We start from the raw sequence: 24,893 nt of genomic DNA, 5'->3' as shown, positions 1-24,893 counted from the left end.
CACACCCGTTCCCATACCGAACACGGAAGTTAAGCTTCTCAGCGCCGATGGTAGTTGGGACGCGAGTCCCTGTGAGAGTAGGACGTTGCCAGGCTAAGCCCCCATAGGGGCTATTATTTTGCCTAATTTTATAGTTGGCCCGTTGGTCAAGCGGTTAAGACACCGCCCTTTCACGGCGGTAACACGGGTTCGAATCCCGTACGGGTCACCATATGGAGGATTAGCTCAGCTGGGAGAGCATCTGCCTTACAAGCAGAGGGTCGGCGGTTCGATCCCGTCATCCTCCATCATATATAAATTGTGCCGGTTTAGCTCAATTGGTAGAGCAACTGACTTGTAATCAGTAGGTTGGGGGTTCAAGTCTTCTAGCCGGCACCATTTTTTTTAAGTGAGCCATTAGCTCAGTCGGTAGAGCATCTGACTTTTAATCAGAGGGTCGAAGGTTCGAGTCCTTCATGGCTCACCATTTTAATTTATATGCGGGTGTGGCGGAATTGGCAGACGCACCAGACTTAGGATCTGGCGCCGTAAGGCGTGGGGGTTCGACTCCCTTCACCCGCACCATTCAATTATAGATACGAAAGTAGTTCAGTGGCAGAACACCACCTTGCCAAGGTGAGGGTATCGAGTTCGAATCCCGTCATCCGCTCCATAAGATTGGCGGCATAGCCAAGTGGTAAGGCAGAGGTCTGCAAAACCTTTACCACCGGTTCGAATCCGGTTGCCGCCTCCATAAGATTTTATGAAGAGTTTCGATATGTACAGGTATTTAATTTCGCCGGGGTGGCGGAACTGGCAGACGCACAGGACTTAAAATCCTGCGGTAGGTGACTACCGTACCGGTTCGATTCCGGTCCTCGGCACCAAAGTTTTTTGCGAAAGCAAAATAACTTTCAAAATACGCGCCCGTAGCTCAATTGGATAGAGCGTCTGACTACGGATCAGAAGGTTATGGGTTCGACTCCTTTCGGGCGCGCCATTATTTAACGGGAAGTAGCTCAGCTTGGTAGAGCACTTGGTTTGGGACCAAGGGGTCGCAGGTTCGAATCCTGTCTTCCCGACCACTTTTAAAAAAATCTTCATGGGGCCTTAGCTCAGCTGGGAGAGCGCCTGCTTTGCACGCAGGAGGTCAGCGGTTCGATCCCGCTAGGCTCCACCATAATTTAATCTTATATTTGGCGGTGTAGCTCAGCTGGCTAGAGCGTACGGTTCATACCCGTAAGGTCGGGGGTTCGATCCCCTCCGCCGCTATCAAATTTTGAGGACCTTTAGCTCAGCTGGTTAGAGCAACGAGCAAGGCTTCCTTGAGTATGCTACGAGTTGTACCCATCGAGTTGCTTCTTGATTAGGCTTTCTGAGATGGGGACAGACAGATTTTAAACATAAGTAAAAGAACTTTTATTTGGACCTTTAGCTCAGCTGGTTAGAGCAGACGGCTCATAACCGTCCGGTCGTAGGTTCGAGTCCTACAAGGTCCACCAGTAATTTTTTATAATATGGAGGAATACCCAAGTCCGGCTGAAGGGATCGGTCTTGAAAACCGACAGGCGGGTTAAACCGCGCGGGGGTTCGAATCCCTCTTCCTCCGCCATATTATTTATTTTTTATCTTATCGTCGCGGGGTGGAGCAGTCCGGTAGCTCGTCGGGCTCATAACCCGAAGGTCGTAGGTTCAAATCCTGCCCCCGCAATATGGTCCGGTAGTTCAGTTGGTTAGAATGCCTGCCTGTCACGCAGGAGGTCGCGGGTTCGAGTCCCGTCCGGACCGCCAATTTTATCCCGGTAGGTTAACTACTGTTGATATAGATTGTGTGGCTCAGTAGCTCAGTTGGTAGAGCAAAGGACTGAAAATCCTTGTGTCGGCGGTTTGATTCCGTCCCCCTCCACCATGATGGCGGTTGTGGCGAAGTGGTTAACGCATCGGATTGTGGTTCCGACATTCGTGGGTTCGATTCCCATCAGCCGCCCCATATTTATTATGGGCCTATAGCTCAGCTGGTTAGAGCGCACGCCTGATAAGCGTGAGGTCGATGGTTCGAGTCCATTTAGGCCCACCATAATAAAATTATATATTTTTGTTCCGCAGTAGCTCAGTGGTAGAGCAATCGGCTGTTAACCGATCGGTCGTAGGTTCGAGTCCTACCTGCGGAGCCATTTTATTGTTATTAGGTAGTAATCAGGAGTCTGAAGTGGCGCCCCTGCTAAGGGTGTTGGTCGAGTAAACGGCACATGGGTTTAATTCCCTCCTTCTCCGCCATAGATAAGATGCGCCTTTAGCTCAGCAGGATAGAGCATACGCCTTCTAAGCGTACGGTCAGAGGTTCGAATCCTCTAAGGCGCGTAAAAACAGTTATAAGGTATGAAAAAACGCTTGGATATGAAGTGAACTCCAAAAGTTAGACATTTATTTTATTAGGCAGCTTCTAGGGCTTGAGTTCGGTATTGTACCGGATTCAAGCCTTTTAATTTTGTCTTAATTCGTTTGTGATAATAATAATCAATATATTTTGCTAATTCTTGTTTAAAATATTCAACATGCTAATCCAAACAAATATGTATGAACTCAACTTCATTTTGGCAGACTTCACCCCTTGGTGAACTTGTCCCTTTTTGTAGCATTAGAATAATATGGTTCAATCCTGACATAGGTATAAAGACTAAAGGAACAAAGAAGGATTCACTTTCCTCTCTCATTTCTTAAAATAAATAGAAGGGGGTAGAGTAACATGTTCAAAAGAGTGATCATCCGAGCGGTGCTCGCATCAAGGGAATCAATACTACGGAAAAGGTTGATGACGGGACACGGATCCATTTTCCTGCTAAAGACTACCCTTCGGGTGATAAGATAAAAGTTCATAATGAGGTCAAATGCTATTTTGAAAAGAATCATTTAGGTAAAGGATTAGTAAAAGTCGAGAAGAAATACTATCACAAGGTGCCACTTGTGTCGCTTCTGCCTACTTAATACGAGGGAGCAGATTACTCTAAATGAAGTAAATCCTTGAAAGGGAAGTGATCAATAAGATGCTTTATATATGGGATATCGAGAAGATAATTGAAAATACATTACATGAGCACAATTTAGATATAAATTATGAATTTAACAATAAGTTAACTGCACCAATGAGTTATAACGTATCGCACAATACTATAAGGTTTAACTACTTACAAGTTAACGGATATAAAGCTAAAATGAACTTTAAGATTAAAGAGACAGATGAAAACTTTGTTAAAATTATTCTTTATCATGTGCTCGGTTATTATTTAGATTTTAAGAAAAATAAACATGATACTAGGATAATAATGTATGGTAAGGAAGAAGAAAAAGAACAGCTTTTATCTCTAATAGAAACGAATTCCTGGGAATATGGAAGAACATTGGTACCTAAACAACTATTAAATTCATATGATAAAGTACGTGAATTAGATAAAATGCTAATAAAAAGCTAATATTCGAATCTATTATCTGATATAGATTTACTATGCCTTAGGCTGATTGGAAACCTTTAGTTTGAGAAAGATGTTTAGGCATCCAAATAGGCTTAATCGGATGCCTTTTGTCTACAATCTGAGCCAACATGAAATGTTAACTACTATCTTCTTCATCTTCCTGCTACGTTAATGAACAAATAAAGGGATTGCCGCCACTCTGGCCCCCGTTAGCATGATTAGATAATGGAAGAATTGGGGTCAGCCCGCCCACTCAGTTTAAGATAAATTCCCTACGGTCAGTGCCTACGAAAGTACCAAGAGAATTTTCCTTTCTAAGAGTATTAGATCATTTGTATCGAAATAACCTCACGTATGATTAATGATTAAACTCCTTAAGATTTGTAAACTGCGAAAATCCTTCAAAACGTTCAATTTGGCCTGATTTTAAATTCATTTAAATGCACCACCCTTTTACCCTCTATATATAAATCCAGAGGGAAAAGGGACAGGGTTGTTTGAGTGTTTTGGTGACAAAATTGTGACATAATTTTTAAGTGTTTTGAGGTGGAAATCCTTTAGTAGGAGGGCTAGTGCCAATTTTAATCAAACGTTTGGTTAAAAGGGATTTTTGGTGGAATTGCTCGAATGATGAAAGTGCGACTCATAATTGCCAAACATAAAAAAACAACCACTAATAAGTGGTTGGGTTTACAACCCTTGATCTATCTAAGGTTTATAAGCACTTATAAATACTTTCCTTTCACAGCTGGTTATAACTAATGTGACAAGATCCCTCTTATTAATAAATGAATAATTGTGTGAGGTACTAGTAGAAATGAAAATGGTACTATCACTAATATAATTTCGGATTAATCGCGGTGAACCGTATCATAAGTAAAGGCGGTTTTTTCAAGGTTCCGTTTAGGAAATAAAAAAAGCGTCTTTTTAAGTAGATTATTCATTATTATATCGTCCTCTTCATACGTTACTTAATATATATGCCCATTGTTTACGAACCCTTGTACTATTATTTAGTATGAAAGGACAGATGGTAATGGTGATTAGGGCAGGGCTTGAAAATTCCGACAAAAAATCTGCGCTCAATGTAATATATATTGTTCTAGATGATTGTGGTTATTCAGCTTTAGGTTGCTTTGGTTCAGAGATTGAAACGCCTAATATTGATTCATTAGCTAAAAACGGCCTTCGGTATAATAACTTTAATGTAACTCCATTGTGTTCTCCTACTCGTGCGTGTCTTCTAACAGGTCGTAATTGCCACTCGGTAGGGGTAGGATTCGTAACTGAAATAGATTGGGGACCTCAATACCCTAATAAGCGAGGGAGAATTTCAGATAGGGCAGCCATTTTGGCTGAGATTTTAAAGTTGAATGGGATGGCGACCTATCTGGTTGGCAAATGGCATCTGGTTCCTGGTCATGAAGCAGCATCTAGTGGACCTTTTGAAAACTGGCCACTCTCAAAAGGCTTTGGGCGGTATTATGGCTTTTTATTAGGGATGACTGATCAGTATACGCCGGATTTAATATACGATAATCATCGTGTCCAAAAGCCTGATAACTCTAATTATCATTTATCAGAGGACCTGGTTGATAGAACGATGGAATTTTTGACTGATCATATTTCTGTTACTCCGGACCGTCCATTCTTCCTGTACTTAGCCTTCGGGGCACAGCATGAGCCTCATCAGGTACCAAGAGAATTTATAGAAAAATATGAGGGAGTTTACGATAAAGGCTGGGATCAAATAAGGGAAGAGCGATTCGCACGACAAAAGGAAATAGGAGTTATTCCGCCTTACACCGAATTCGTTGAACGCAATCCGGGGATTAAGCCATGGGACGAACTTACAACGAAGGAGAGAGGTTTGTTTATCAAATTTCAACAGACGTTTGCCGGCTTCTTAACTCACACGGATCAGCAAATAGGCAGATTGCTCAATTTCCTGAAATCAAAAAACAAGCTAGATAATACCATAATTGTTTTACTTTCTGATAACGGCGGTAGTCAGGAAGGAGGCTGGAATGGTTCCATTAATGATTCCGCATACTTCAATGGAATCCAGGAAAGCTTGGATGACATGTTTGATCATGTTGATGAGATAGGAGGACCTTTTACAAGACCGAATTATCCTAAAGGATGGGCGCAAGTGAATAATACGCCTTTTAAATATTATAAGCAAAATACGTTTTTTGGAGGGACGCATGTCCCCCTTATCATCCAATGCCCTCAAAGTATTCCGGACCCTGGCTCAATTCGCTCCCAATTTTATCATGCTATTGATATTACTCCTACCATATTAGATCTCCTAGGTATTGAGGCTCCTAAAATTTATGAAGGAGTTCCACAGATGCCCCTTCATGGTGTGAGTATGCTAGATACATTTACAGAACCGCATGTCCCATCAAAGAGAAAAACACAGTATTTTGAAATGCTCGGACATCGGGCTATTTGGCAGGATGGGTGGGTTGCTGTTACCTATCATGAACCGGGTGTCCCTTTTGATGAAGATCATTGGGAGTTATACGATGTAAACCAAGATTTTTCGCAAAAGTATAATGTAGCAAAAAAGTATCCGGGAAAATTAAAAGAGCTTCAAGAAATATGGTGGCAGGAAGCTAAGAAGTACGGTGTCCTGCCCTTAGATGACAATCCATTTAGAAAAGGGTATAAAGGATTGCAGGAAGGAAGAACAACGTTCATCTTCTATCCCGGTATGGCTCATTTGCCATCAAGTGCTGCTCCAAATGTAACACGTTCTTCTTACTCGATCACAGTACCAATCTTTCGTACGAATCGTACGGCAGAAGGTGTATTAATTGCTCATGGTAATTATTCAAGTGGGTATACATTGTATATAAAAGATAACCACTTGTTCTATGAATATAATTATGTTGGCACTTTCTATAAAGTTCAATCCTCTGTTGAAGTGCCCGTTGGTTATTCAACCATAAAATTTGAATTTAAAAGGGAGATGTTCATTCAAGGGACGGGCAATCTTTATATCAATGGTCAACAGGTTGGCACCCTTTATATGCCTCGTACTTTACCATTTGTTATTTCGGTTGAGGGAGTGGATATAGGCAGGGATCGATTAACATCAGTGAGCCCTAACTACCCAGTGCCGGAATTTCCTTTTAGTGGGCAAATTGAGAGAGTGGTCATTGAACTTCATAATGATCAAGAAGATAGCAGGGTTTTGAAAAAGAAAAAAAGAGATTTCATTTACATTAATATAAATGGAACGATGATTTATCTTTAAATGCCCTATGAAGATTGGAAAGATCCAGCAAAAGAAGAGAGGTAAGAAATTGGATAAATACAACAGTTTCCACATACTTGCAAAGCCAACTGGTCCGATTTGTAACCTGGATTGTACGTACTGCTATTACACGGAAAAGGAGGCGTATTTTCCTAAAGATCATTCCTTCCGAATGTCTGATGACGTTTTAGAGTCGTATATTAAACAGTATATCGCCTCCCAGGACACGCAAGAAATTGTCTTTGCTTGGCAGGGAGGGGAACCAACGTTAATAGGGTTAGATTTCTTTCGCAAGGCTGTCTCTCTTCAAAACAAATATGCGAATGGTAAACAAATTACAAATACGATTCAAACAAATGGAACATTAATAAATGACCGTTGGTGTGAGTTCTTTTCAGCGCATCACTTTTTGGTAGGTCTAAGCTTAGACGGGCCGGAGCATATTCATGATAGGTACCGGATTGATCGTGGGGGGAAACCTACATTTGAATTAGTCATGAAGTCTCTTTCTATGTTAAAGAATCATCTCGTAGAATATAACATACTTACCTGTGTCACAAGACATGCCTCATATAATCCTCTGGAAATCTATCACTTTTTAAAGCAGCAAGACATTCAATATATACAGTTTATTCCCATTGTAGAAAGAGAAGTGAATGAAGGGGCAGTTGAGTTGTCTTTACGCCATGGAACACCACCTTCTCTATTGATGGAAGAAGCTCAACAAACGGTAACTCCTTGGACGGTAGAACCAGACATGTATGGAGAGTTCTTAATTCAAATCTTTAATGAGTGGGTCCGGCATGATGTAGGATCGGTTTATGTCATGAATTTTGAATGGGCATTAGCTTCCTGGATAGGAATCTCGTCACCAATCTGTATTTTTTCGGAAGAGTGCGGTAGAGCGGTTGCTATGGAACATAATGGGGATCTGTTTTCCTGTGATCATTACGTTTATCCTGAATATCGATTGGGTAATATTACTGACAGCTTAACCGATATGATGAATTTGCCATCACAGCTTACCTTTGGTAAAAAAAAGCGAGATACACTTCCCTCCGTGTGCAGAAATTGCGAGGTTCGATTTGCTTGTCATGGTGAATGTCCTAAACATAGATTTCTAGTATCAGAACAAAGTGAGCCAGGACTAAATTATCTATGTGCATCCTATAAGAAATATTTTAAGCATATTAATCCATACATGAAAATGATGAAACAGCTATTACAAGATGGATTCTCTGCTTCCTATATAAAAGAAATCATGATGGATTAAGGAGATCTTTAGGGAAAAGGAGAAAATGAAAGGGATAAAATATTAGAAAAAAGCATTAATTAGTATGAAAGACGCTCCAATAAAGATAAGAAGAATAGACAATGATTCGTAAACTGTGAAAATTCTTCGAAACGTTCAATTTGGCCTGATTTTAAATACGATTATTACAATCACAAACGAATGAAGGCAAAATTAAAAGGCTTGAGTCCGGTACAATACCGAACCCAAGCCCTAGAAGCGGCCTAATGAAATAAAATGTCTAACTTTTTGGGGTCATTTCAGAATTAGATACAAACTTTTCCCAAGCGTTTTTGCGTGCTAATTTAATTGTTATTCAAGTATGACTCTAACTATTTATGCCATCTCCAATAATAATAGAATTACTTAATGTAAATCAACATTATTTATTAGCGTTGATCTTTTGTTGTAATTGCTGATTAGAACGTTCTAATTGTTCATCAAATTTTTCTAATGCTGAATTAATAGCAGCTTTGTCTTTCTTTTGAATCGCTGTTTTTAATCCTCGATAGATACCGCGTTTGCCTTGCTCTTTTCCTTTATCATTATCTTGATCTTTACCTTGTTCTTTTCCGAATAGTGCTTCTAATTTCTTATGTGCTTGTTGTTTAGTTAATTTTCCATCTTTAACTTGTTGTTTTATAGAATCAATTTCTTGTTTATGAGCTTGGTAAAATGCTTGTCGTTGCGTTTTCTCTTGGTTTTCTTGCTTTTGGAAACCAGGTGTTTGTCGTAATTGCTTCATTAAACTTTCACGAGTGGCAAGATCTTTTGTAAGTTGAGTTTTTAATTGAGGAGAAGCATATTGACTAATAATATTCATAAGATCTTTTTGCTTTTCCTCTTTTCCCAATTTGTGATGAGTTTCTTTTTGATTCTCTTTTTGGATAGTTGCGGATGTGTTGGATGTATCTGTTTTTTGATTAGCCATCGCATTTCCTACAGTTGGTACTAATATAGATGCTGCTAAAATCGGTGCAATCAAACTGGATTTAACTTTCATCTTGAGAACCTCTCCTTAATAAAATAAATTTCCTTACAGTTTTCAATGTAACCATGTATTTTGAAAAAAGTATGAATAAGATAAGAAAATTAAACAAAATTTTTATTAAAAAATTTTTTCCAACAGTGAAGGATGGGACATCTCCGGCTAAACCTGTTGTGAAAATGTTAGCTTTGTGTAAAATTGGGTGCCTGAAGCCAAATAACTTAGGTTTGACTTTCGCAGACAATGTTTGGATGGTGTAAAATAGGTAATTCCTTATTATTACCAATCGTAAAATTCATACTTTTTTCATATTTTTGCGGAAGAACCTTTAGATTGATGGAATGGAAAACGTTCCTTTCAGTCAACCTAAACAAGAGTGGTTATATATAAAAGCGCTTACTAATGGAGGATATATGGGATCTGAGAGACATATGAAAAAGAAGAGCAAATGGAAAGCTATTCGTAATACCATCCTTGGAATCATTATCGTTATAGTTGCAGTCCTTGCATTTGCTTACAATCGAATTCAGCCAAACCAGCACTTCAAAACCGTTCCAGTAGTGGACGGGGGGAATACCACACAGCAAAGTAATGGGAGCTTTAACATTTTACTAATGGGGTCGGATCAACGACCAGGTCAATCCATCGGGCATTCCGATACGATGATGCTGGCGCATGTTGATTTAAGCAAGGACCAAATCAACGCGATCAGCATTCCGCGTGACACGCGTGTTCATTTAAGCGGGTATGGCTATACCAAACTAACGAGCGTCCAGTATGTCCTGCAGTCGAAGAATGGTCCTAAGCAAGGAATTGAAGGCGCTGTAAAAACGATCAGTGATTTTACGGGAGTGCCGATTAATTATTATGCCGAAACCAATTTTGAAGGCCTTCAAGCGATGGTCGATGCCTTGGGTGGGATCACGATGAACGTACCGGAGACAGTGAAAATCGGTTCCCAAGTGATTACGGCCGGTCCGCATTTCGTGAACGGAACTTCGGCATTAGCGATTGCCCGCGAACGCCACACCGCTGCCGGTGGGGATTATGGACGGCAAATGGCACAGGTCGCGGTGTTAAAGGGAATTGCTGAAGAAGCGTTAAGCCCAGGTAATATTCCGAAACTGCCATCATTAGTTAATTCCGTATCTAAATATATGGTTGCAACCAATATGTCGACGTCGGATATGCTGAGTCTTGGCCTTGCGGTGAAAGGCATTGATCCTAACAAACAAGTCAATTACAAGCAGCTCCAAGGGGTTCAGGAGAGTTTGTATGATGATGTGCTGAAAGCTAGGAATGATGAGATTGTGATTGATCAACAGCAGATGAAGAGTATTATTGCAAAGTATTTTCAGGATTAGCAGAGTTTTGGCTTTGGTGTAATTTAATCAATCTTTTACGGGATCAGACCAAGCTCTATCGTAATGACGGTAGGGCCTTATTTTTATTTAGGCTCTGTTAAACTTGGTTGTTGATTTCCGCTCCTGGCGCTCGCTTTCCGCGGGGAGGTCCGAGAGCCTCCTCGGCGCTTAATGCGCCTGCGGGGTCTCCCGTGACCTCTCTATCCCGCAGGAGTCGAGCGCCCTCCGCTCCAATCAACAGTTGTAAAAAATCACATTCGCCTTTAACACAGCTTTTATTTAAGATAAATTAGGGTGAACCGTACCATAACATTAAAAGCCCTTCTTGAAATAAAGAGGGGCTTTCTTATTTTGGATATTAAATGTAAAATCGACTAGTAGTATACATATATAGTAAAAGGATGAATTAATCAAAAATATAGTTACTTATTCTTGATTAAAATAATCAAGTAATCCAAGGTAAACCCCTTGAGCTACGTTATCAAGGTAAGTAGTGCTTTCAACAACCGAATCATCTTGTTTATTTGAAAGAAATCCAAGTTCAATCAGTGTACTGGGTTGCGAATTACTTCGTAAAACATTCAAGTCATTGAATCTTGTTCCAATGTTAGTTAATCTCGTAGTTTTGGCAACCTCATTTAAAATATTCGAGGCTAAAGCGTTATCTTTTGATTTTTGATAATAAAAGTCAGTCAATCCATTTACCGATGGGTCATTTGACCAATTGTAATGAAAACTTATAAAAGCATCCGCATGGTTATTGTTTGAGAAATCTGCACGTTGTTGTAAGGAGACATAAGTATCGTTGGTCCGTGTCATAATGACATTGGCACCTGCATTTTCAAGCCTTTTTTTAACAACTGTGGCTGTTGCTAAGTTCAATGTTTTTTCAGGTGTTCCAAAAATGCTTGTTGTACCGTCATCCATCCCCCCATGACCTGGATCTAACACAATGGTTTTCCCTTCAAGAGGGCCCTGACTATCCTGGTCGGTTAGTATTGTTTCCAATTTTAAATTACTTGCAACTTGACTAGAATAACCTGGATTTTCTCGAATGTTTAAAGCATTGTCTTCAGTTGCTTTTATGTTTTCAGCTGATTTCTTCACCTTTTTTATGTAAGCATTGTAAACCCATCCAGTTTGATTGCTTGATAGTTTAATTTGATCCCAATTATTCCTTGTCTGTATGACTTCAAACGTGTCTCCTTGATGAACTAGGCCAATAATTTTACTCGAAATGTCTGAAGCTTCCCGCACATTAAGATTTGGTGCAATTACCGTAGCCTGAGAAGAAGAAGACGTATTAGCATAAGCAGTTTGATCCATTTCGAGTAAGGGCACTACCATAACAATAAGGATAACCAGCACATTAATAAGGCTTAAATTCTTCATTTTGGTTGTTATCACGTTAGTAACCTCCATCTTTTTTAAACTTTAAAACTAGTATGGACAAGTTTCTATCAAAATATAATCTATATTCCTCCTTAAACTAAAAAGACTTTATAATACCGGGAGAGGTTTTTATTTAAATGAAATGCGCTACATAAGTGCAGTTATGCTCATAAAAAAAGCACCCTGGAAGGATGCTAAATCTAACTGTTGGTTTCCTTTTCTTTTTCAATTAGAGTTGAAACAATAAAAATGAAAGCTGAATGGATAAAATTCCGTTCAGCTTTTATAATAACATTCAAAGCCCTTTCTAGTAGAAAGGCTTTGTTATTATCGAACTCTTACTTGAGCTTTAGAGTCTGCTCCAATATAAATATTTACCTTCCCAAAGTCCGATGTCTGAATTGTTGCGACATTCGGGTAAGGTCTCGCTAAAATTTCATATTCAAGACCGCCAAACTTAGTAGGGTTGATCGCTCCTACTTCATTTCCTGCTGTTGGAGCTTTGTTTAAAGGATATACTCTCCATGTACCTGCGTTAGGAGGGAAATAGGCGTACTCCTTTTTTGGTTGTTGTGCCGCTGCCGGTTGTGAAGCAGTTGTTTTATTCATCCCTCTAATTACTGCTGTAAAATCACGGTATGCCCAGTTCAAATCAACATTTCCAGAAATACCGTTGACTTTTCCGGATGATGTAAATTGCCACATATCTGCACTTCTACCTAGTTCGTTGTTATAACGGGCTATCCATTTTGAATAGGAAGTCAATCGACTTTCATCAAGCTGTGTTTCTAAGAAGGTTTTACCTGTGTACAGCATAGCGAAATAACCTGCATTTTCAAGTGCTTTAAGAAAAGCAATAGCAGCATCGGTAAGCTGAGTATTGCTCATTCCTTTCTTATTTTCCTCTAAATCAAGAACAAGAGGATATTCAAGGGTAAAACCTTTGATTACGCTAAGGAAATAGGCAGCTTCCGCTTTAGCTTCAGCCGCGGTTCCGAAGGTTCCATAATGATAGGCGCCGACATGGATCCCGGCCGCAAGTGCTTTCGGTACATTTTCTTTAAAATAGGATACCTCGTCATAATTTGTCCCTTGCGTTGCCTTAATAAATGCAAACTCTACTCCATCACCTTTTACTTTCCCCCAGTCAATAGCACCCTGCCAGTGTGATACGTCGATTCCTTTTAATTGAGTCATCAAAATCGCCTCCTTTTATACTAGTTTATTAAAATAAAAAACCGCCCGTGTGAACCGCTTAATATAGGTGAAGCCGCCGCCAGATGATTCATCGGTTTATATTGTTGAGCTACTTCTGAAAGCATGCATTGCCCTGTATACCCGGGTACCTCTACCATATATGGAATGGCTCATTTTATCGAACCACACAAAATCACTTTTCATCAGAATATTGACTAAAAAGCAATCTTTTTTACATTAAAAGTGATTTTTGAGGACGTTTTTTACATTTTTATTTAGTTTTTATATGATTTTTATAAAAGAGAAGGATGATTAGGAAAAAGTGCTGGAGCGATTAATGGGATACGAACAAAATGAACACTTAATGATTAGGATGGATTTTCCCGAGAGTCAGTTGGAGAAAAGGGGGAAGTTAAATCGCCGTGTTTTTATAAAAAATAATATAGAAGTGGGCCATCTTTGGCAAAACATCAAGCTGTTTTGCCAAAGATGTATTAAAGGTTGATTGTAATAATTTAGTTATTTATCTAAGAACCAACCTGAATGATGACTCAGGTTGGTTCTTTTTTCTTTACTTATATTGAGGAATGTCCAATGTAAGTTGGTAGGAATCTAAAAGGGTGTATAAATTATAGATTTGTTTTACTTGCTTTGCAGCCCATCCGATATCTGTTGCATATTGATGGGTAGCGTATCCTGCTGTTGCGGCCATACTGGGATTCCATCTCATTTTATAAAGAGTATCTTGCCCGGCATCTATGTATCCCTGTGCAATAAATTTTGCTCCGCCTATAATAGCATCTTCTGGTGTAAACCATCCCGCATTATAGGCGTATTGGACACCGCTTGTTAAGGCGGAATTATCATAGGCACCAATTCCATACATATTATAAACGGTCTTCCCGTTTAATTGGATTCCATTTGCTAATTGAGAGGTGCCGTTACCGGTTTCTAGCAATGCGTGCGAAATGAGATACATTTCATTTATCCCATATTTTTCAGCTGCATAAATAAAAGTAGAGGCATGTCCTTCCAATATTCCTTTACCTGAAAGTATCTTCTTATTTACTTCCTTCGAGTCTAAATTAGTAGTTTGAGATAGTTTAAGAAATTGGTACGAATCTACTGAGCTCTTAACAAAATTATGGGGATCTAAATAATACTTTGTGTCATCAGGGCTTGCATTAACCCAGCTTTTCTCGTAATTAACTTCAAACCAATAATGTCCATCTGATCCTAATTTTTTTGATAATATTTGTAGATGTTCTCCTCCATTCACTGTTCCAACAGTCCAATAATCCGTTCCGGCCCCGCCGCGGATATTCCAACCGGACCCTTTAACAATCCCGCTGACAGGGTTCGAAGGGTTATTTACGATTAATGCGTCTTCACGCAGATAGGTATGATATTGTTTATCAGTTTGCGGCCCACTATGATATTGTATAGCTGTCATTTCATTTAATGTCATATTTAAATTCTCATATGTATAATTAATGTCCTTTTTTACAGTGGCCGGTGCCTTTATGGCAAGGTATTCAGAGTGGACATACCCGGTCCTTCCATTAGCTGTAACTCTCGACCAGCCATTTTTTTCATCTAAAACAGTAACGACGGTTCCAGAAGATAGTTGAGCCAAAACACTGGATGTGTCAGCTGCTTCTGAACGCATATTAAGATTAGAGCCGGAGTTGACATTGACAAATTTTAAAACTGTTTCTGTCTTGGATGTATTCATGTTCGTATCGGTATCGATCGTACCGGGTTTTGTGGCCGAGAGATATTCTGAGGAAACATAGCCGAATTGATTGTAAACTTTTATTTTTGTCCAGCCATTTTCCTCAGAATACACAGAAACTTGAACACCTCTTGCCAGTTGGACCATAATGGAGGCGCTAGGAGACGGATTGTTACGCATAGTAAGGCTGGATTTTGGGCTTATATTGACATATTTTGTTGTGATTGTTTCGGATGCCGTTTTTGTGGTTGGTTTTGATGAAGATAGGAACTTTGAACTTACATAGCCATCTTTTCCATTTGCCTTGATGTTCGTCCAACCATTATTCTCGGAGTAAACAATGACTTGAGCCCCACTGTCTAGTTTTGCTATCACGGAGCTACTGGAAGAAGCACTATTATACATATTTAGGGAAGACCCGTTGCTGATGTTTACAAATTTGATCACGCTTGGTGTCTCCTTAGGCTGGCCATTTGATGAAGAAACAGAGCTAGGAATCGTTTTCGTAATATACTGAGAGCTAACGAATCCTTCCTGGCCGTATACCTTAATTCTCGCCCAGCCTTTTTCCTCAGAATATACCGTAACTGGAATTCCTCTACTTAGTTTGATGATGATGGATGCATTGGATGAAGCATTCTTGCGCATATTCAGGCTAGATCCGGCAGATACATTTACATATTTGGTCGTCACAGGTGCAGCCGTAGGCTTAGCAGTGGGTGCCGTGTTAGTCGTTGCGGACGGGGAACTGGTAACACTAGGTTTCGAAGCAGATAAAAACTGAGAACTAACAAACCCATCCAATCCGTTAGCCTTAATTTTTGCCCAACCGTTGGCTTCAGAGTAAACCGTAACGGGAGCGCCTTTCGCCAGCTTAGCCACAATGGATGAATTAGTAGAAACACTTTTACGTAAATTTAAGCTGGAACCAGTAGAGACATTGACATATCGGATTGTCGTCTTTAAAGCTGAGTGATTACTAACGATAGTAGTTAGTGACTTGGGATTTTCAGCAAAAACAGCTTTTTCAAAGGCAGTTGTTGATAAAACAGCAAAACAAATCGTAGGTAGAATTACTTTTTTCATCACTATCTCCTTAATAATCTATTAATAATGAACACTATTAACTAGTATATTAATCCTAATTTTAGCATTTCTTTTTTTGCAACACACCCAAAAAATGAAAAATATGTAGAAAAAGGATTAATCATGCTGAATTTCCATAGTTTGATAGATTTTTTATCGATTAATGAGGAAGAATGATACTATTACTTGAACAAACAAAAAGCCCCACATGGAGGCTACTCGTTCGATTGATAAAATTTATGTGAGAGAAATTAAGGTCATTTGTTGACCCCTTTTTCCTTGAAGGGTTAGTGTTACTTTTTTTCCTTCTAGTTCAAATAATTCATTTAACATGTTGCCAGATGCTTTTGCAGCATACGTTTTACCATCAGACGTGATAAAACGAAAAGTTCCATGAGGGTCTACCCCTCCTATTTGAGCTGTTACTTTTATGTCATTTGTATCAGCTGCAGTCATGGCAGGGATTTTGATTTGTTGTCCTATTTTCAACTTGAAAGAGTCTACTGTTGGATTTAGGTCTTGAATGGAAGCGACAGGGATACCTAGTGCTTTACCGATTTTTGTAAACGTATCACCCTTCTTAATCACATACACAGATGAACTTGTGTTTGTGCTGTTGTCTTTAACTGCCCCATTTTGTGTTTTAAGTGGTTCGTTATTTGTTAAATATGTATCACTTACAAAACAAACTCTTCCATTAATCAGAATGCCGGCCCATCCGTTTTCTACGTATGCAACTTTAACAACATCGCCTTTTTTAACTTTTCCAATAATACTACTTTCAGTGTTTGGTTGAGACCGAATATTTAGTATTGTGGCGGTAACCGTTCTGTCGTTTACTTTTGGTAAAAGGATTTTTTTACCGTTAATGGAAGATATCCCGTTGGCATCTAATATTTCTTGTGCTGTAACACCATGTTCCGCAGCGATATGTTCAATTGTTTCACCACTTTTAACCTGGTACGTATATTCTTGAATAAATGATTCTGCATTCGCACTGCTTCCTAAAAAGCCAAGAACTATGGTAAAAATGCCAGTCACGACAAGTTTTTTTACTGGATTTATTTGAATCCACTTGTGAACCTGTGAAACATATGTATCCCAATTATCACGAATATCTTTTAGGAATCCTTTAATATCTAATACATTTCGAATAGTGAAATAATTTTCGTTATAATAGTCGCGTTTTTCCATCCTTGTAGTGAAAACCGGGACACTTTTTGTTTGCTTGCTTTTACCGTGAGTTTCTTTCCTTCTTAGTGCTAATTCTCCATTTGCAAAAATTTCTTTCGTAGTAATAACCAATTCTCCTGCTCCCCCATTATGGTGTAAAGTAATACGTTCATTTATTGATGGGTATATGTTATGGTTTTCACTTAAATCCATTTTTTACTAAATATAGGCCATAACAAATATATCCCCATATGTAATATTCGTCAGTCTATATAGGTTTCTGTCCGTATTTGTCATAAATAGTCGAAAATTGAATATGTTGGACAAATTACCTATTTAAAAAGGAGAGATTTTCGCTTATGAGAATAGTCAAACCGAACCATCAAAATAGAAAATATCCAAATTGGAATCAAGTATTTTTAAGAGAATACAGTTCTTTTAAACTACTAATAGTTATTTATGTTTATTGAATGTTAATGCTATTTTAGTATAACAAGATCCTTTTTTGCGAAAATGATTTACAAACTTTTTCGAATGATCTCTAGGGGTATCTTTAACTATTTTAGTATTTTAAATATTTAGATATTTAAAATTTTTATATCAAAATGAATGAATATACTAAAATTCCTCATAAAACCGTTTTAGAGAACATTACTCTAGGACCAATAAAAATTCGCGGTACGGAGAAATCAGAAGCGGAAAAAATAGCGCTGGAACTGCTTGATAAAGTGGGACTAAAGGAAAAAGCAAATAGTTATCCGGACGAACTATCCGGGGGTCAAAAACAGCGGGTTGCGATTGCGAGGGCACTTGCAATGAATCCAAAAATTATGTTATTTGACGAGCCGACTTCCGCACTTGATCCTGAAATGGTAGGCGATGTTTTAGAGGTAATGAAACAGCTGGCTAAAGAAGGTATGACCATGGTAGTTGTGACTCATGAAATGGGCTTTGCCAGGGAAGTGGGGGACCGGGTAATCTTTATGGACGGCGCGGTTATATTGTCGAAGAAAATGAACCGAATGCATTGTTCGGCAACCCGCAGCACGAACGGACCAAAGCTTTCTTAAGCAAAGTGCTATAGAGTTTATTTGTATCAGTAATCCCAACATGTGGAGAACTGTTCACTACTCGTATGGAAAATTAAAAAGAGATGCAGTAGAGGGTAACAGGTCCTACAGTAATGCCGATAGGGCCTTATTTTTATTTAAGTTAACTGAATGTCCATTATCTGATCAAAAGTAAGATTCGTTTTAACATTTTTCCCAAGAGCAGTTACTAATTTGGAATAGTTCGTTAAGGAAAAGAGCGCTATAGCATAGATAAATACGTGTGTTTAGCCTATTCTTGCGAAAACAGCTCTTAATAAAATAGTTTTGTCTGAAGAATATCTAGGGCGCGGTCAATATCCACTAAATCCTCTTTCGAAGCATTGTTTATTCGATTTAAGAAACGAGACTCTATAGATGCAAAGGCTGCGTTCATCATGGTTTCTCCTTCTTTAGAGAGACGAATGTATTGTTTTCGTCGATCTTCGGTATCGCCTATTTTTTCAATTAAATTTTTTTCACTTAATTTTTTCAACTCACGGCTAGTATTTGGCATTGATATATGCAGACACTCACTTATATCACTAAGGGTAACAGGTTGACTAACGGTTATATACTCAAGAATTTTATATTGAACTTGCGTGATGGAATCAGATTTGGCGTTTTGTGTTAATTCGTGTGTCACCTGATGAACCGAAGCTGTAAAAGACACACATTTAAAAAAAAGAGCTTTTTTGTCCATATTTCTCACCTCGTACTGAGAAGATAACAAAATTATTTTCAAAATACAATTATCATTTGACAATAAAAAGCAGATGGTGCTATTCTTTTGTTATCAAATGATAAGTAAAAGGGGTGCGTTATGAAAATCCTTGTTATTTACACACATCCTAATCACAAAAGTTTATGTTATGAATTTTTACAAAAGGTCATTAATGGAAGTAATGAAAATCCTAATATAAAGGAGTTACAGGTCTTAGATTTGTATGAAGAGGGATTTAATCCACTCCTGGTGTTTAATGAGCACAAACAAAGGCGCGATATGTATCGTGATCCTCATCTTGAAAAATATAGAAAGCAACTAACTTGGGCTGACAAGATTGTCTTTGTTTATCCAATCTGGTGGGGAAGGCCTCCTGCAATGCTGATGGGATACATTGATCAATTATTTGCAGCAAATTTTGCCTACAAGGATAAGAAGGGACTTCTACCGGAGGGTCTATTGAAAGGAAAGTCAGTTGTATGTGTGTCCACCATGAAAGGACCTACAAATTATCCACTTCTCTGGTTAAATAATTCGCATAAAATATTAATGAAAAAAGCCTTATTTAATTTTGTAGGAATCAAAAACGTGAAGTTTTTTGAATTTGGTAATATGGAAAATCCAAAGGGAAAACAAACTAAAAAACTAGAAAAGATTTATCGTTATTTTAAAAAAGTAGACGGTTAGGTTTTTAAATGGTAAGAAGAGAAGTATTAACAATGTTTATGGTACGGAAAGAGGTCAAATTAATATAGTGCGGCATACGTCACTGGTTTAGACTCATAGACTAACTTTATCCGAAATTATATATCTTGTAATAGTTGTCAATATCCGAAATAATAGAGAGGATAAATGCGCCTGAAATAGGACGACAGTTAATGTCAGTGCGCCACAAGAGTTGCTTATCTTATGTGTATAGTACACAAGAAAAATTAAAAAATATTTTAAAGGTAAAGATTAACGAGGGAACAGAGATGAAAATACAACTAAGAGCTGATTTAATGCTACTAATGATTACATTTTTTTGGGGTTCATCTATCTTGCTTACAAAAATTGGTCTCAATTACATGCAAGAATATAATTTAATCTCATTACGTTTCATTATTGCTTTTCTTTTATCAGGGATCGTATTTTACAAGCACTTAATTAAGACTGATTTTAAAACTGTTAAATATGCATTTATATTAGCTTCTATTTTGTTTATCGTTTATGTTTTTGCGACTTTCGGTACAAAGTATACATCAGTTTCGAATGCTGGTTTCTTATTTAGTCTCACAGTCATATTTATTCCCGTATTATCATCAATATTTTTAAAACAAAAGCCTGAAAAAAAAGTTGTGTTTGGAATTGTTCTAGCCATAGTAGGAATAGGTCTATTAACATTAAATAACGAATTAAAGACAGGCTATGGTGATCTGTTTTGTATTCTTTGTGCTTTATTTTATGCAGTTCATATCATGGTTACTGGAACAATGGCTAAGCATGTCAATTCCATTTCCCTTGGAGTTTTACAACTTGGTTTTGTTGGACTCTTTAGTATTATTTTCTCCATTTTTATGGAAACACCAAAACTTCCTAACAATTCTGAATCATGGTTTTCAATCTTAGCATTAAGTATATTTTGTACGGCAATCGCTTTCATTGTTCAAATAATTGCACAGCAATATACCAGTCCTACACATACAGGTCTTATTTTTTCATTAGAACCTGTTTTTTCAGCCGTTTTTGCTTTCTTTTTCACAGGTGAAACTCTTACAAATAAAGGTTACTTAGGTGCGACACTCTTATTAATAAGTGTACTAATTGCAGAACTGGATTTTAAAAGTTTATTAAAACTAAATGATAAGAAGTATATAGAATAGAATCTTTTAAAAGGGATATTGTGGAAGTAACATGTGCAAGTAATCCTGTTGAATACGATTCGGCGCCAATGCTAAAAACGACAAAAGCCCTAGTGAAGTGCATTCACTAGGGCCTGCTTGTTTTATAGGTTTATTGATTTCTTCATACGATTAAGATTTCAACTGACTGTCTATTTCCATCGGCAGAGATTTCCGACGTAAGAAGAACGATAGGCTAATAATAAGGATAAACGGTACACCAACAATCCACGCTACACGGAAATCCGGGGAGAAGGCCATTGTAATCAGAATGGCACTTAATAGAATAATACCAATCCACTGTAAGACTGGAAACAGTGGTGCCTTAATAGGTAGCGGTCCGGGATGGTATAGATGAACACTTTTTCTGAAATTTAAGTGACTTGCGAGGATGATAATCCAAACAAGGATTCCTCCAAATAAGGCTACTCCGAATAAGTAGTTAAAAGCCATCGGACTAAAATAGGAAACAAGGCTTGCGATTAAAACTCCACCGCTAGAAGCCAAAAGTGCATTTATCGGTGTTCCGTTCTTACTTAAGTTGCCTAAGGATTTTGGTGCATAGTTGCCTCTGGATAGTGAGAACAGCATCCGTGAGGTGAGATAAAGGTTCGTGTTCATGCTGGATAATGCAGCTGTTAGGACAACAAAATTCATGATTCCTGCAGCATATCTGATACCGGAGCTTTCAAACACTTTTACAAACGGGCTTTGTGCGACTACATGTGCACCTGCATTTGCCCAGGGGATGATCGCAAGAATGATGGCCAGTGATAGGATATAGAAGAGAAATAGGCGGATAATCATCGTTCTCATTGCTTTTGGTACGGCTTTCTGTGGATTTTTCGATTCACCGGCCGTTACAGCGATGATTTCTACACCGTAAAAAGAGAAGATCGCCATTAGTACGCCCATCCAAACTCCTTTAAATCCATTTGGAAAGAATCCATGATTGTCTGTATAATGGTTAAAACCAATGGCATGGGAATGCCCGATCCCCAACACAACGGAGATTCCGAAAATAATAAATAAGACGATGGCTACTACTTTAATCATCGCAAACCAATATTCAATTGTCCCGAAGTTTCCGACAGAACGGCTATTGACGTAAATAATAATCGCACCAAATCCAAGAGCCCAAATCCATACGGGAATAGCCGGAAACCAATACTGCATGTAAATACCGACGGCAACGGCTTCACTACCGATGGCAATAACCTGGGCCGCCCAATAGGTGTAACGAACTACATAACCAACCCAAGAATTCAGATACATTTCAGCGTAGGTTCCAAACGAACCCGCAGTAGGGTGAACAACCGCCATTTCAGATAAACTGAACATCATTATAACGGCAATACAGGCAGTAATGACATAGCTGATCAATACCCCGGGACCTGCATAGCTAATGGCGATTCCACTTCCCATAAATAATCCGGTCCCAATGGCACCGCCGATTGCAATCATCGTCAGTTGCCGATCTGTTAGCGCACGTTTTAACCCTTCTTCTTGCTTAATAATATGATCTTTCATAAACTAGCCTCCTTTTTTTTAGCGTGTTGAAATAACGATAGGGTTAAATCCACGCATTTTCCAGCAATAATGATGCTTAAAAAGGTAAGAATGGTATGGGTTAATCCGGCTGCCAGAAAAGTCAAAATCAGTACACAGCCGTTTACAGCCATCATCGTTTTTCCAATGGTGAAAAAGGGATACCGCTTTGCAATGACGACACTTGCGATATCCAAGCCTCCGGTTGTGGCGCCAACATGAATAACGATCCCAATCCCAATCCCGGAGAGCAAACCACCCAAAATACAGCCGATTATGGGAGAGGGGAGAATCGGGAGGTGGGATAAAACGGCTAAAAAGAAGGAAAGGGAGCCCATCCCAATCAGGCTAAGAAAAGCAAAGGTCGACCCGATGGAACGGTAGCCCATTAAAAATAATGGAATATTAAGGATGAAATAAATAAGACCTAAGGGCGAATGAAGGAAATTCGCCAGAATAACTGCTATTCCACCTAATCCGGGGGCTGTGATCCCATTCGGTTTTTGAAAAGCATAATAAGCGCAGGCGACAAGCAATGTGCCGGCTAGAATGGCGAGTATTTTTTTACTTTGTGATAAGAGCATGGGCGATCGCCTCGACAGTTTTGACAATTTCATCCTCTGTGTTATAAAAATGCGGGGCAATTCTTAGGACATCGTTTCGGGCTGCCACAATGATCCGCTGTGATTTCAGATGCTGTTCTAAATAGGATGCATGTTTAACCCGTATCGCTGTATTACTTCCTTTTCTTTCGATATCCAACGGACTGGCAATTTCTAATTGATGTTTTTGGGCCGTTTCGATGCATACACCTGATAAATGATTTAAGTATTCCTCAATCGGTTTTATTCCGATCTGATTTAGAAGTGAGATTCCTGCACGGGCTGCATAGGCATTGATCATCGGTGGAGTACCCGTATCAAATCTTCTGGTTACATCCGCATAATCCAAAATTTGATTGGTAAAAGCAAATGGATTTTGTCTTCCAAACCATCCCGTTGTAAGTGGCTCCAATTGATTGGCCAGCTCCTTTTTTACATACATGAACGCAATCCCGGGAACCCCCAGCAAAAATTTTTGCGCCCCTGCTACCAGTACGTCTACATCACTATCCTTCACATCGATTGATACACTTCCTGCCGATTGATAGGCATCAACAAATAGATAGGATCCATGGCTATGAGCTAATTGGGAAAGCAATTTCAAATCTTGTTTATAGCCGTTATAATAAGAAACATGAGGAATCGAGGTAACAAGTGTTTTTGAATCAATCGCTTGTTCATATGCTTGGAATGAAATCGAGTGATCTTCCTCCGGAGGTATGAAGTTTACCTGGGCATTTCTTCTTTTATGTGAAAGCCATACATGGCCTACGCATGGAAAATCGATATCAGTGGTGACTACTTTATTTCGTTCAGTTGAAAAAGAAAGAGCACCCGCAAAAGCAGAAGCGGCATCAGACACACTCGATAAAACGGCAATTTCTTCAGGAGCTGCATTAATTAATCTAGCAAACTCGTTTTTTGCGTGTTGAACCTCATCCATCCAGCCATTCCAATCCATTCCGTTTTCAGTCCAGCTTTGAAGATACGAACTGATGGCGTCTTTAACGGGTAAACTGATTGCACTTTGTGAGCAGCTGGACAAATGGATGGTGTTTGATAGTGTTGGAAATAACTCTCGTTGTTTTTTAAAAGGGGTAACCATACTATTACTTCCTTTCTGATCATATAGGTTTTTGTTCTGCTATCGTGTTAAAAAGGGGGCGTAAGGATGAATTTATGGGTAGAAAAGGGAATCTGGGATCCTGCACGATTTAAACAAAATGGAACGATAAAGTTTTACCCGAAAGGCACCAGTCTATTTCTGCAACACCAGCCATTAACAGATGTGTATTTGATTCTTTCAGGGCGGGTAAGAGCCTACTTATTATCGCCTTCCGGTGAAGAGAGGCATTTATTTGTTGTAGGGTCCAATTCGATCATTGGCGAAGACAATGTTTGGTCAATGGGTTCCTACGCTTATTGCGCCGCAGCTTCTACAGATTTAGAAATTATTCGGATCCCCAAAACCTTGTTTCAAGATATTGTCCGCACAACACCCGGCCTTTTTGAAATCGTCCTACAATCAATCAGCCAAAAACAAAACGCACTGTTAATACAGACCCAATTAATGAGTTTTTCCAGCATCGAAGAGCGCGTCATCTTTGTCTTGGTCCAACTTGCAGAAACCTACGGACAACGTTCTGGAGAAACAGTGTTAATCACCATCCCGTTTACCCATCAAGAGCTTTCTCAAGTGGTGGGAGCCTCTAGAGTAAGTGTTTCAAACGTAATGCTTTCGCTACAGGAAAAAGGTGTAATCAGTAAAATGAATAAACAGTACCTCATTCATTCGATGCCCGGTCTTCAACCCCCACACTTAGTTTAACGGAGAAACCGGTTCAATTCTGTAAAACACTTTACAAAGTTTTTTGAATTAATTAAATTTTTAAAATACAATTAGTAAGGATAAACCTCCTACAATGCGAATGGTAAAGTCTATTATTTCATAGGGATACCAGTGCCTAATCACCGACTGACTGTTTTTGAAATGATGAGAATTAGATTGTAGGTTTCGATAAAGCGTGAGGCGGCTGGAAGCGGATGTCCCAAAAGAAAAGGATCCAAACTCAATGTTAGGATCCTTTTTCATATCGGTTTACATTTTTTTT

Annotated in this window: 16 protein-coding genes, 19 tRNA genes, 1 rRNA gene and 3 pseudogenes; 29 read left to right on the top strand and 10 right to left on the bottom strand. The window is 38.8% G+C overall.

Translation table 11 applies throughout. The annotated features are described in order from the left end of the window. The 20 genes from rrf to J2S10_RS12375 all read left to right on the top strand — a co-directional run. Positions 1–94 (top strand): 5S ribosomal RNA (gene rrf, locus J2S10_RS12470); the annotation flags it as partial. A 42-nt stretch (positions 95–136) separates the two neighbouring features. Continuing rightward, positions 137–211, top strand: a tRNA-Glu gene (locus tag J2S10_RS12465). A gap of 3 nt (positions 212–214) precedes the next feature. Then, positions 215–287 (top strand) — tRNA-Val (locus tag J2S10_RS12460). Positions 288–302: 15 nt separating this feature from the next. Next, positions 303–378 (top strand) — tRNA-Thr (locus J2S10_RS12455). Positions 379–390: 12 nt separating this feature from the next. Next, positions 391–466 (top strand) — tRNA-Lys (locus J2S10_RS12450). A 13-nt stretch (positions 467–479) separates the two neighbouring features. After that, positions 480–564, top strand: a tRNA-Leu gene (locus tag J2S10_RS12445). A gap of 95 nt (positions 565–659) precedes the next feature. Then, a tRNA-Cys gene (locus tag J2S10_RS12440) sits at positions 660–733 on the top strand. Positions 734–777: 44 nt separating this feature from the next. Further along, positions 778–866 (top strand) — tRNA-Leu (locus J2S10_RS12435). Between the two features lie 36 nt (positions 867–902). Then, positions 903–979, top strand: a tRNA-Arg gene (locus J2S10_RS12430). A gap of 8 nt (positions 980–987) precedes the next feature. Continuing rightward, positions 988–1,064, top strand: a tRNA-Pro gene (locus J2S10_RS12425). 19 nt (positions 1,065–1,083) lie between these two features. Beyond that, positions 1,084–1,159: transfer RNA gene (locus J2S10_RS12420), tRNA-Ala, on the top strand. Between the two features lie 18 nt (positions 1,160–1,177). Beyond that, a tRNA-Met gene (locus tag J2S10_RS12415) sits at positions 1,178–1,251 on the top strand. 153 nt (positions 1,252–1,404) lie between these two features. Next, positions 1,405–1,481, top strand: a tRNA-Ile gene (locus tag J2S10_RS12410). 17 nt (positions 1,482–1,498) lie between these two features. After that, a tRNA-Ser gene (locus tag J2S10_RS12405) sits at positions 1,499–1,591 on the top strand. Between the two features lie 25 nt (positions 1,592–1,616). Continuing rightward, positions 1,617–1,690 (top strand) — tRNA-Met (locus J2S10_RS12400). Positions 1,691–1,693: 3 nt separating this feature from the next. Continuing rightward, positions 1,694–1,770, top strand: a tRNA-Asp gene (locus tag J2S10_RS12395). Between the two features lie 123 nt (positions 1,771–1,893). Beyond that, positions 1,894–1,969 (top strand) — tRNA-His (locus J2S10_RS12390). Positions 1,970–1,979: 10 nt separating this feature from the next. Further along, a tRNA-Ile gene (locus J2S10_RS12385) sits at positions 1,980–2,056 on the top strand. 22 nt (positions 2,057–2,078) lie between these two features. Beyond that, positions 2,079–2,153: transfer RNA gene (locus J2S10_RS12380), tRNA-Asn, on the top strand. A 113-nt stretch (positions 2,154–2,266) separates the two neighbouring features. Further along, positions 2,267–2,340 (top strand) — tRNA-Arg (locus tag J2S10_RS12375). Positions 2,341–2,411: 71 nt separating this feature from the next. On the opposite strand, the pseudogene J2S10_RS12370 reads toward J2S10_RS12375, so the two are convergent. Next, positions 2,412–2,534, bottom strand: a pseudogene (locus J2S10_RS12370) (IS3 family transposase); the annotation flags it as partial. A gap of 489 nt (positions 2,535–3,023) precedes the next feature. On the opposite strand from J2S10_RS12370, the gene J2S10_RS12365 reads away from it, so the two are divergent. The 4 genes and pseudogenes from J2S10_RS12365 to J2S10_RS12350 all read left to right on the top strand — a co-directional run. Beyond that, on the top strand, positions 3,024–3,449 hold the full coding sequence (locus tag J2S10_RS12365) for a hypothetical protein (protein WP_307408096.1): 426 nt from the start codon (positions 3,024–3,026) through the stop codon (positions 3,447–3,449). Between the two features lie 1,036 nt (positions 3,450–4,485). Continuing rightward, positions 4,486–6,714 (top strand): arylsulfatase, encoded by a 2,229-nt coding sequence (locus J2S10_RS12360; protein WP_307408094.1) that lies wholly within the window; start codon positions 4,486–4,488, stop codon positions 6,712–6,714. Positions 6,715–6,763: 49 nt separating this feature from the next. Next, on the top strand, positions 6,764–7,987 hold the full coding sequence (locus tag J2S10_RS12355; RefSeq protein ID WP_307408092.1) for an anaerobic sulfatase maturase: 1,224 nt from the start codon (positions 6,764–6,766) through the stop codon (positions 7,985–7,987). A gap of 159 nt (positions 7,988–8,146) precedes the next feature. Then, positions 8,147–8,233 (top strand): annotated as a pseudogene (locus J2S10_RS12350) (IS3 family transposase); the annotation flags it as partial. A 154-nt stretch (positions 8,234–8,387) separates the two neighbouring features. On the opposite strand, the gene J2S10_RS12345 reads toward J2S10_RS12350, so the two are convergent. After that, a complete protein-coding gene (locus J2S10_RS12345; protein WP_307408090.1) occupies positions 8,388–9,008 on the bottom strand; it encodes a hypothetical protein in 621 nt (206 codons plus the stop codon). 398 nt (positions 9,009–9,406) lie between these two features. Here J2S10_RS12345 and J2S10_RS12340 point away from each other — a divergent pair, with 398 nt between their 5' ends. After that, positions 9,407–10,357 carry an LCP family protein gene (locus J2S10_RS12340; RefSeq protein WP_307408087.1) on the top strand — a complete coding sequence of 317 codons (951 nt, stop codon included), beginning with the start codon at positions 9,407–9,409 and terminating at the stop codon, positions 10,355–10,357. Positions 10,358–10,783: 426 nt separating this feature from the next. Here the strand turns inward: J2S10_RS12340 and J2S10_RS12335 are convergent, their stop codons facing one another. The 4 genes from J2S10_RS12335 to J2S10_RS12320 form a co-directional block, all read right to left on the bottom strand. Beyond that, positions 10,784–11,764, bottom strand: coding sequence for an N-acetylmuramoyl-L-alanine amidase (locus J2S10_RS12335; protein ID WP_307408085.1), 981 nt, complete (start codon positions 11,762–11,764; stop codon positions 10,784–10,786). A 312-nt stretch (positions 11,765–12,076) separates the two neighbouring features. Further along, on the bottom strand, positions 12,077–12,946 hold the full coding sequence (locus J2S10_RS12330; protein WP_307408083.1) for a glycoside hydrolase family 25 protein: 870 nt from the start codon (positions 12,944–12,946) through the stop codon (positions 12,077–12,079). A gap of 571 nt (positions 12,947–13,517) precedes the next feature. Beyond that, entirely contained in the window at positions 13,518–15,767 is a 2,250-nt protein-coding gene (locus tag J2S10_RS12325) for an SH3 domain-containing protein (protein ID WP_307408082.1), read from the bottom strand. 237 nt (positions 15,768–16,004) lie between these two features. Next, on the bottom strand, positions 16,005–17,072 hold the full coding sequence (locus J2S10_RS12320; protein ID WP_307408080.1) for a LysM peptidoglycan-binding domain-containing protein: 1,068 nt from the start codon (positions 17,070–17,072) through the stop codon (positions 16,005–16,007). A 491-nt stretch (positions 17,073–17,563) separates the two neighbouring features. Here J2S10_RS12320 and J2S10_RS12315 point away from each other — a divergent pair. Continuing rightward, a pseudogene (locus tag J2S10_RS12315) lies at positions 17,564–18,024 on the top strand (amino acid ABC transporter ATP-binding protein); the annotation flags it as partial. 278 nt (positions 18,025–18,302) lie between these two features. On the opposite strand, the gene J2S10_RS12310 reads toward J2S10_RS12315, so the two are convergent. Further along, positions 18,303–18,731, bottom strand: coding sequence for a MarR family winged helix-turn-helix transcriptional regulator (locus tag J2S10_RS12310; protein ID WP_307408078.1), 429 nt, complete (start codon positions 18,729–18,731; stop codon positions 18,303–18,305). Between the two features lie 120 nt (positions 18,732–18,851). Between J2S10_RS12310 and J2S10_RS12305 the strand changes: the two genes are divergently transcribed. Continuing rightward, positions 18,852–19,439: an NAD(P)H-dependent oxidoreductase gene (locus tag J2S10_RS12305; RefSeq protein ID WP_307408075.1), complete on the top strand. Its 588-nt coding sequence runs from the start codon at positions 18,852–18,854 to the stop codon at positions 19,437–19,439. 287 nt (positions 19,440–19,726) lie between these two features. Continuing rightward, positions 19,727–20,614, top strand: coding sequence for a DMT family transporter (locus J2S10_RS12300; RefSeq protein WP_307408143.1), 888 nt, complete (start codon positions 19,727–19,729; stop codon positions 20,612–20,614). Between the two features lie 150 nt (positions 20,615–20,764). Here the strand turns inward: J2S10_RS12300 and J2S10_RS12295 are convergent, their stop codons facing one another. Genes J2S10_RS12295 through J2S10_RS12285 form a run of 3 tightly spaced genes read right to left on the bottom strand, consistent with a single transcriptional unit; the run spans position 20,765 to position 23,887 of the window. Further along, on the bottom strand, positions 20,765–22,162 hold the full coding sequence (locus J2S10_RS12295; RefSeq protein WP_307408073.1) for an amino acid permease: 1,398 nt from the start codon (positions 22,160–22,162) through the stop codon (positions 20,765–20,767). Next, positions 22,159–22,764: a YitT family protein gene (locus J2S10_RS12290; RefSeq protein WP_307408070.1), complete on the bottom strand. Its 606-nt coding sequence runs from the start codon at positions 22,762–22,764 to the stop codon at positions 22,159–22,161. Before J2S10_RS12290 ends, J2S10_RS12295 begins: the two co-directional genes overlap by 4 nt. Further along, positions 22,745–23,887 (bottom strand): aminotransferase class V-fold PLP-dependent enzyme, encoded by a 1,143-nt coding sequence (locus tag J2S10_RS12285; RefSeq protein WP_307408068.1) that lies wholly within the window; start codon positions 23,885–23,887, stop codon positions 22,745–22,747. Before J2S10_RS12285 ends, J2S10_RS12290 begins: the two co-directional genes overlap by 20 nt. A 66-nt stretch (positions 23,888–23,953) precedes the next feature. Here J2S10_RS12285 and J2S10_RS12280 point away from each other — a divergent pair, with 66 nt between their 5' ends. Then, the gene (locus tag J2S10_RS12280; RefSeq protein WP_307408066.1) at positions 23,954–24,610 is read left to right on the top strand and encodes a Crp/Fnr family transcriptional regulator; all 657 of its coding nucleotides are present in this window, start codon (positions 23,954–23,956) and stop codon (positions 24,608–24,610) included. Positions 24,611–24,893 lie beyond the last annotated feature (283 nt).

It is taken from the genome of Neobacillus ginsengisoli (assembly GCF_030813055.1).
Note: the sequence above shows the minus strand (reverse complement) of the source record. Positions and strands in the feature narration are given on the sequence as shown.

What these genes read in the sequence shown, in the direction of transcription:
- J2S10_RS12325 (WP_307408082.1), bottom strand. Translation starts at nt 15,767, where the DNA reads ATGAAAAAAGTAATTCTACCTACGATTTGTTTTGCTGTTTTATCAACA.
- J2S10_RS12280 (WP_307408066.1), top strand. Translation starts at nt 23,954, where the DNA reads ATGAATTTATGGGTAGAAAAGGGAATCTGGGATCCTGCACGATTTAAA.
- J2S10_RS12285 (WP_307408068.1), bottom strand. Translation starts at nt 23,887, where the DNA reads ATGGTTACCCCTTTTAAAAAACAACGAGAGTTATTTCCAACACTATCA.
- J2S10_RS12365 (WP_307408096.1), top strand. Translation starts at nt 3,024, where the DNA reads ATGCTTTATATATGGGATATCGAGAAGATAATTGAAAATACATTACAT.
- J2S10_RS12340 (WP_307408087.1), top strand. Translation starts at nt 9,407, where the DNA reads ATGGGATCTGAGAGACATATGAAAAAGAAGAGCAAATGGAAAGCTATT.
- J2S10_RS12290 (WP_307408070.1), bottom strand. Translation starts at nt 22,764, where the DNA reads ATGCTCTTATCACAAAGTAAAAAAATACTCGCCATTCTAGCCGGCACA.
- J2S10_RS12360 (WP_307408094.1), top strand. Translation starts at nt 4,486, where the DNA reads ATGGTGATTAGGGCAGGGCTTGAAAATTCCGACAAAAAATCTGCGCTC.
- J2S10_RS12330 (WP_307408083.1), bottom strand. Translation starts at nt 12,946, where the DNA reads ATGACTCAATTAAAAGGAATCGACGTATCACACTGGCAGGGTGCTATT.
- J2S10_RS12310 (WP_307408078.1), bottom strand. Translation starts at nt 18,731, where the DNA reads ATGGACAAAAAAGCTCTTTTTTTTAAATGTGTGTCTTTTACAGCTTCG.
- J2S10_RS12295 (WP_307408073.1), bottom strand. Translation starts at nt 22,162, where the DNA reads ATGAAAGATCATATTATTAAGCAAGAAGAAGGGTTAAAACGTGCGCTA.
- J2S10_RS12300 (WP_307408143.1), top strand. Translation starts at nt 19,727, where the DNA reads ATGAAAATACAACTAAGAGCTGATTTAATGCTACTAATGATTACATTT.
- J2S10_RS12305 (WP_307408075.1), top strand. Translation starts at nt 18,852, where the DNA reads ATGAAAATCCTTGTTATTTACACACATCCTAATCACAAAAGTTTATGT.
- J2S10_RS12345 (WP_307408090.1), bottom strand. Translation starts at nt 9,008, where the DNA reads ATGAAAGTTAAATCCAGTTTGATTGCACCGATTTTAGCAGCATCTATA.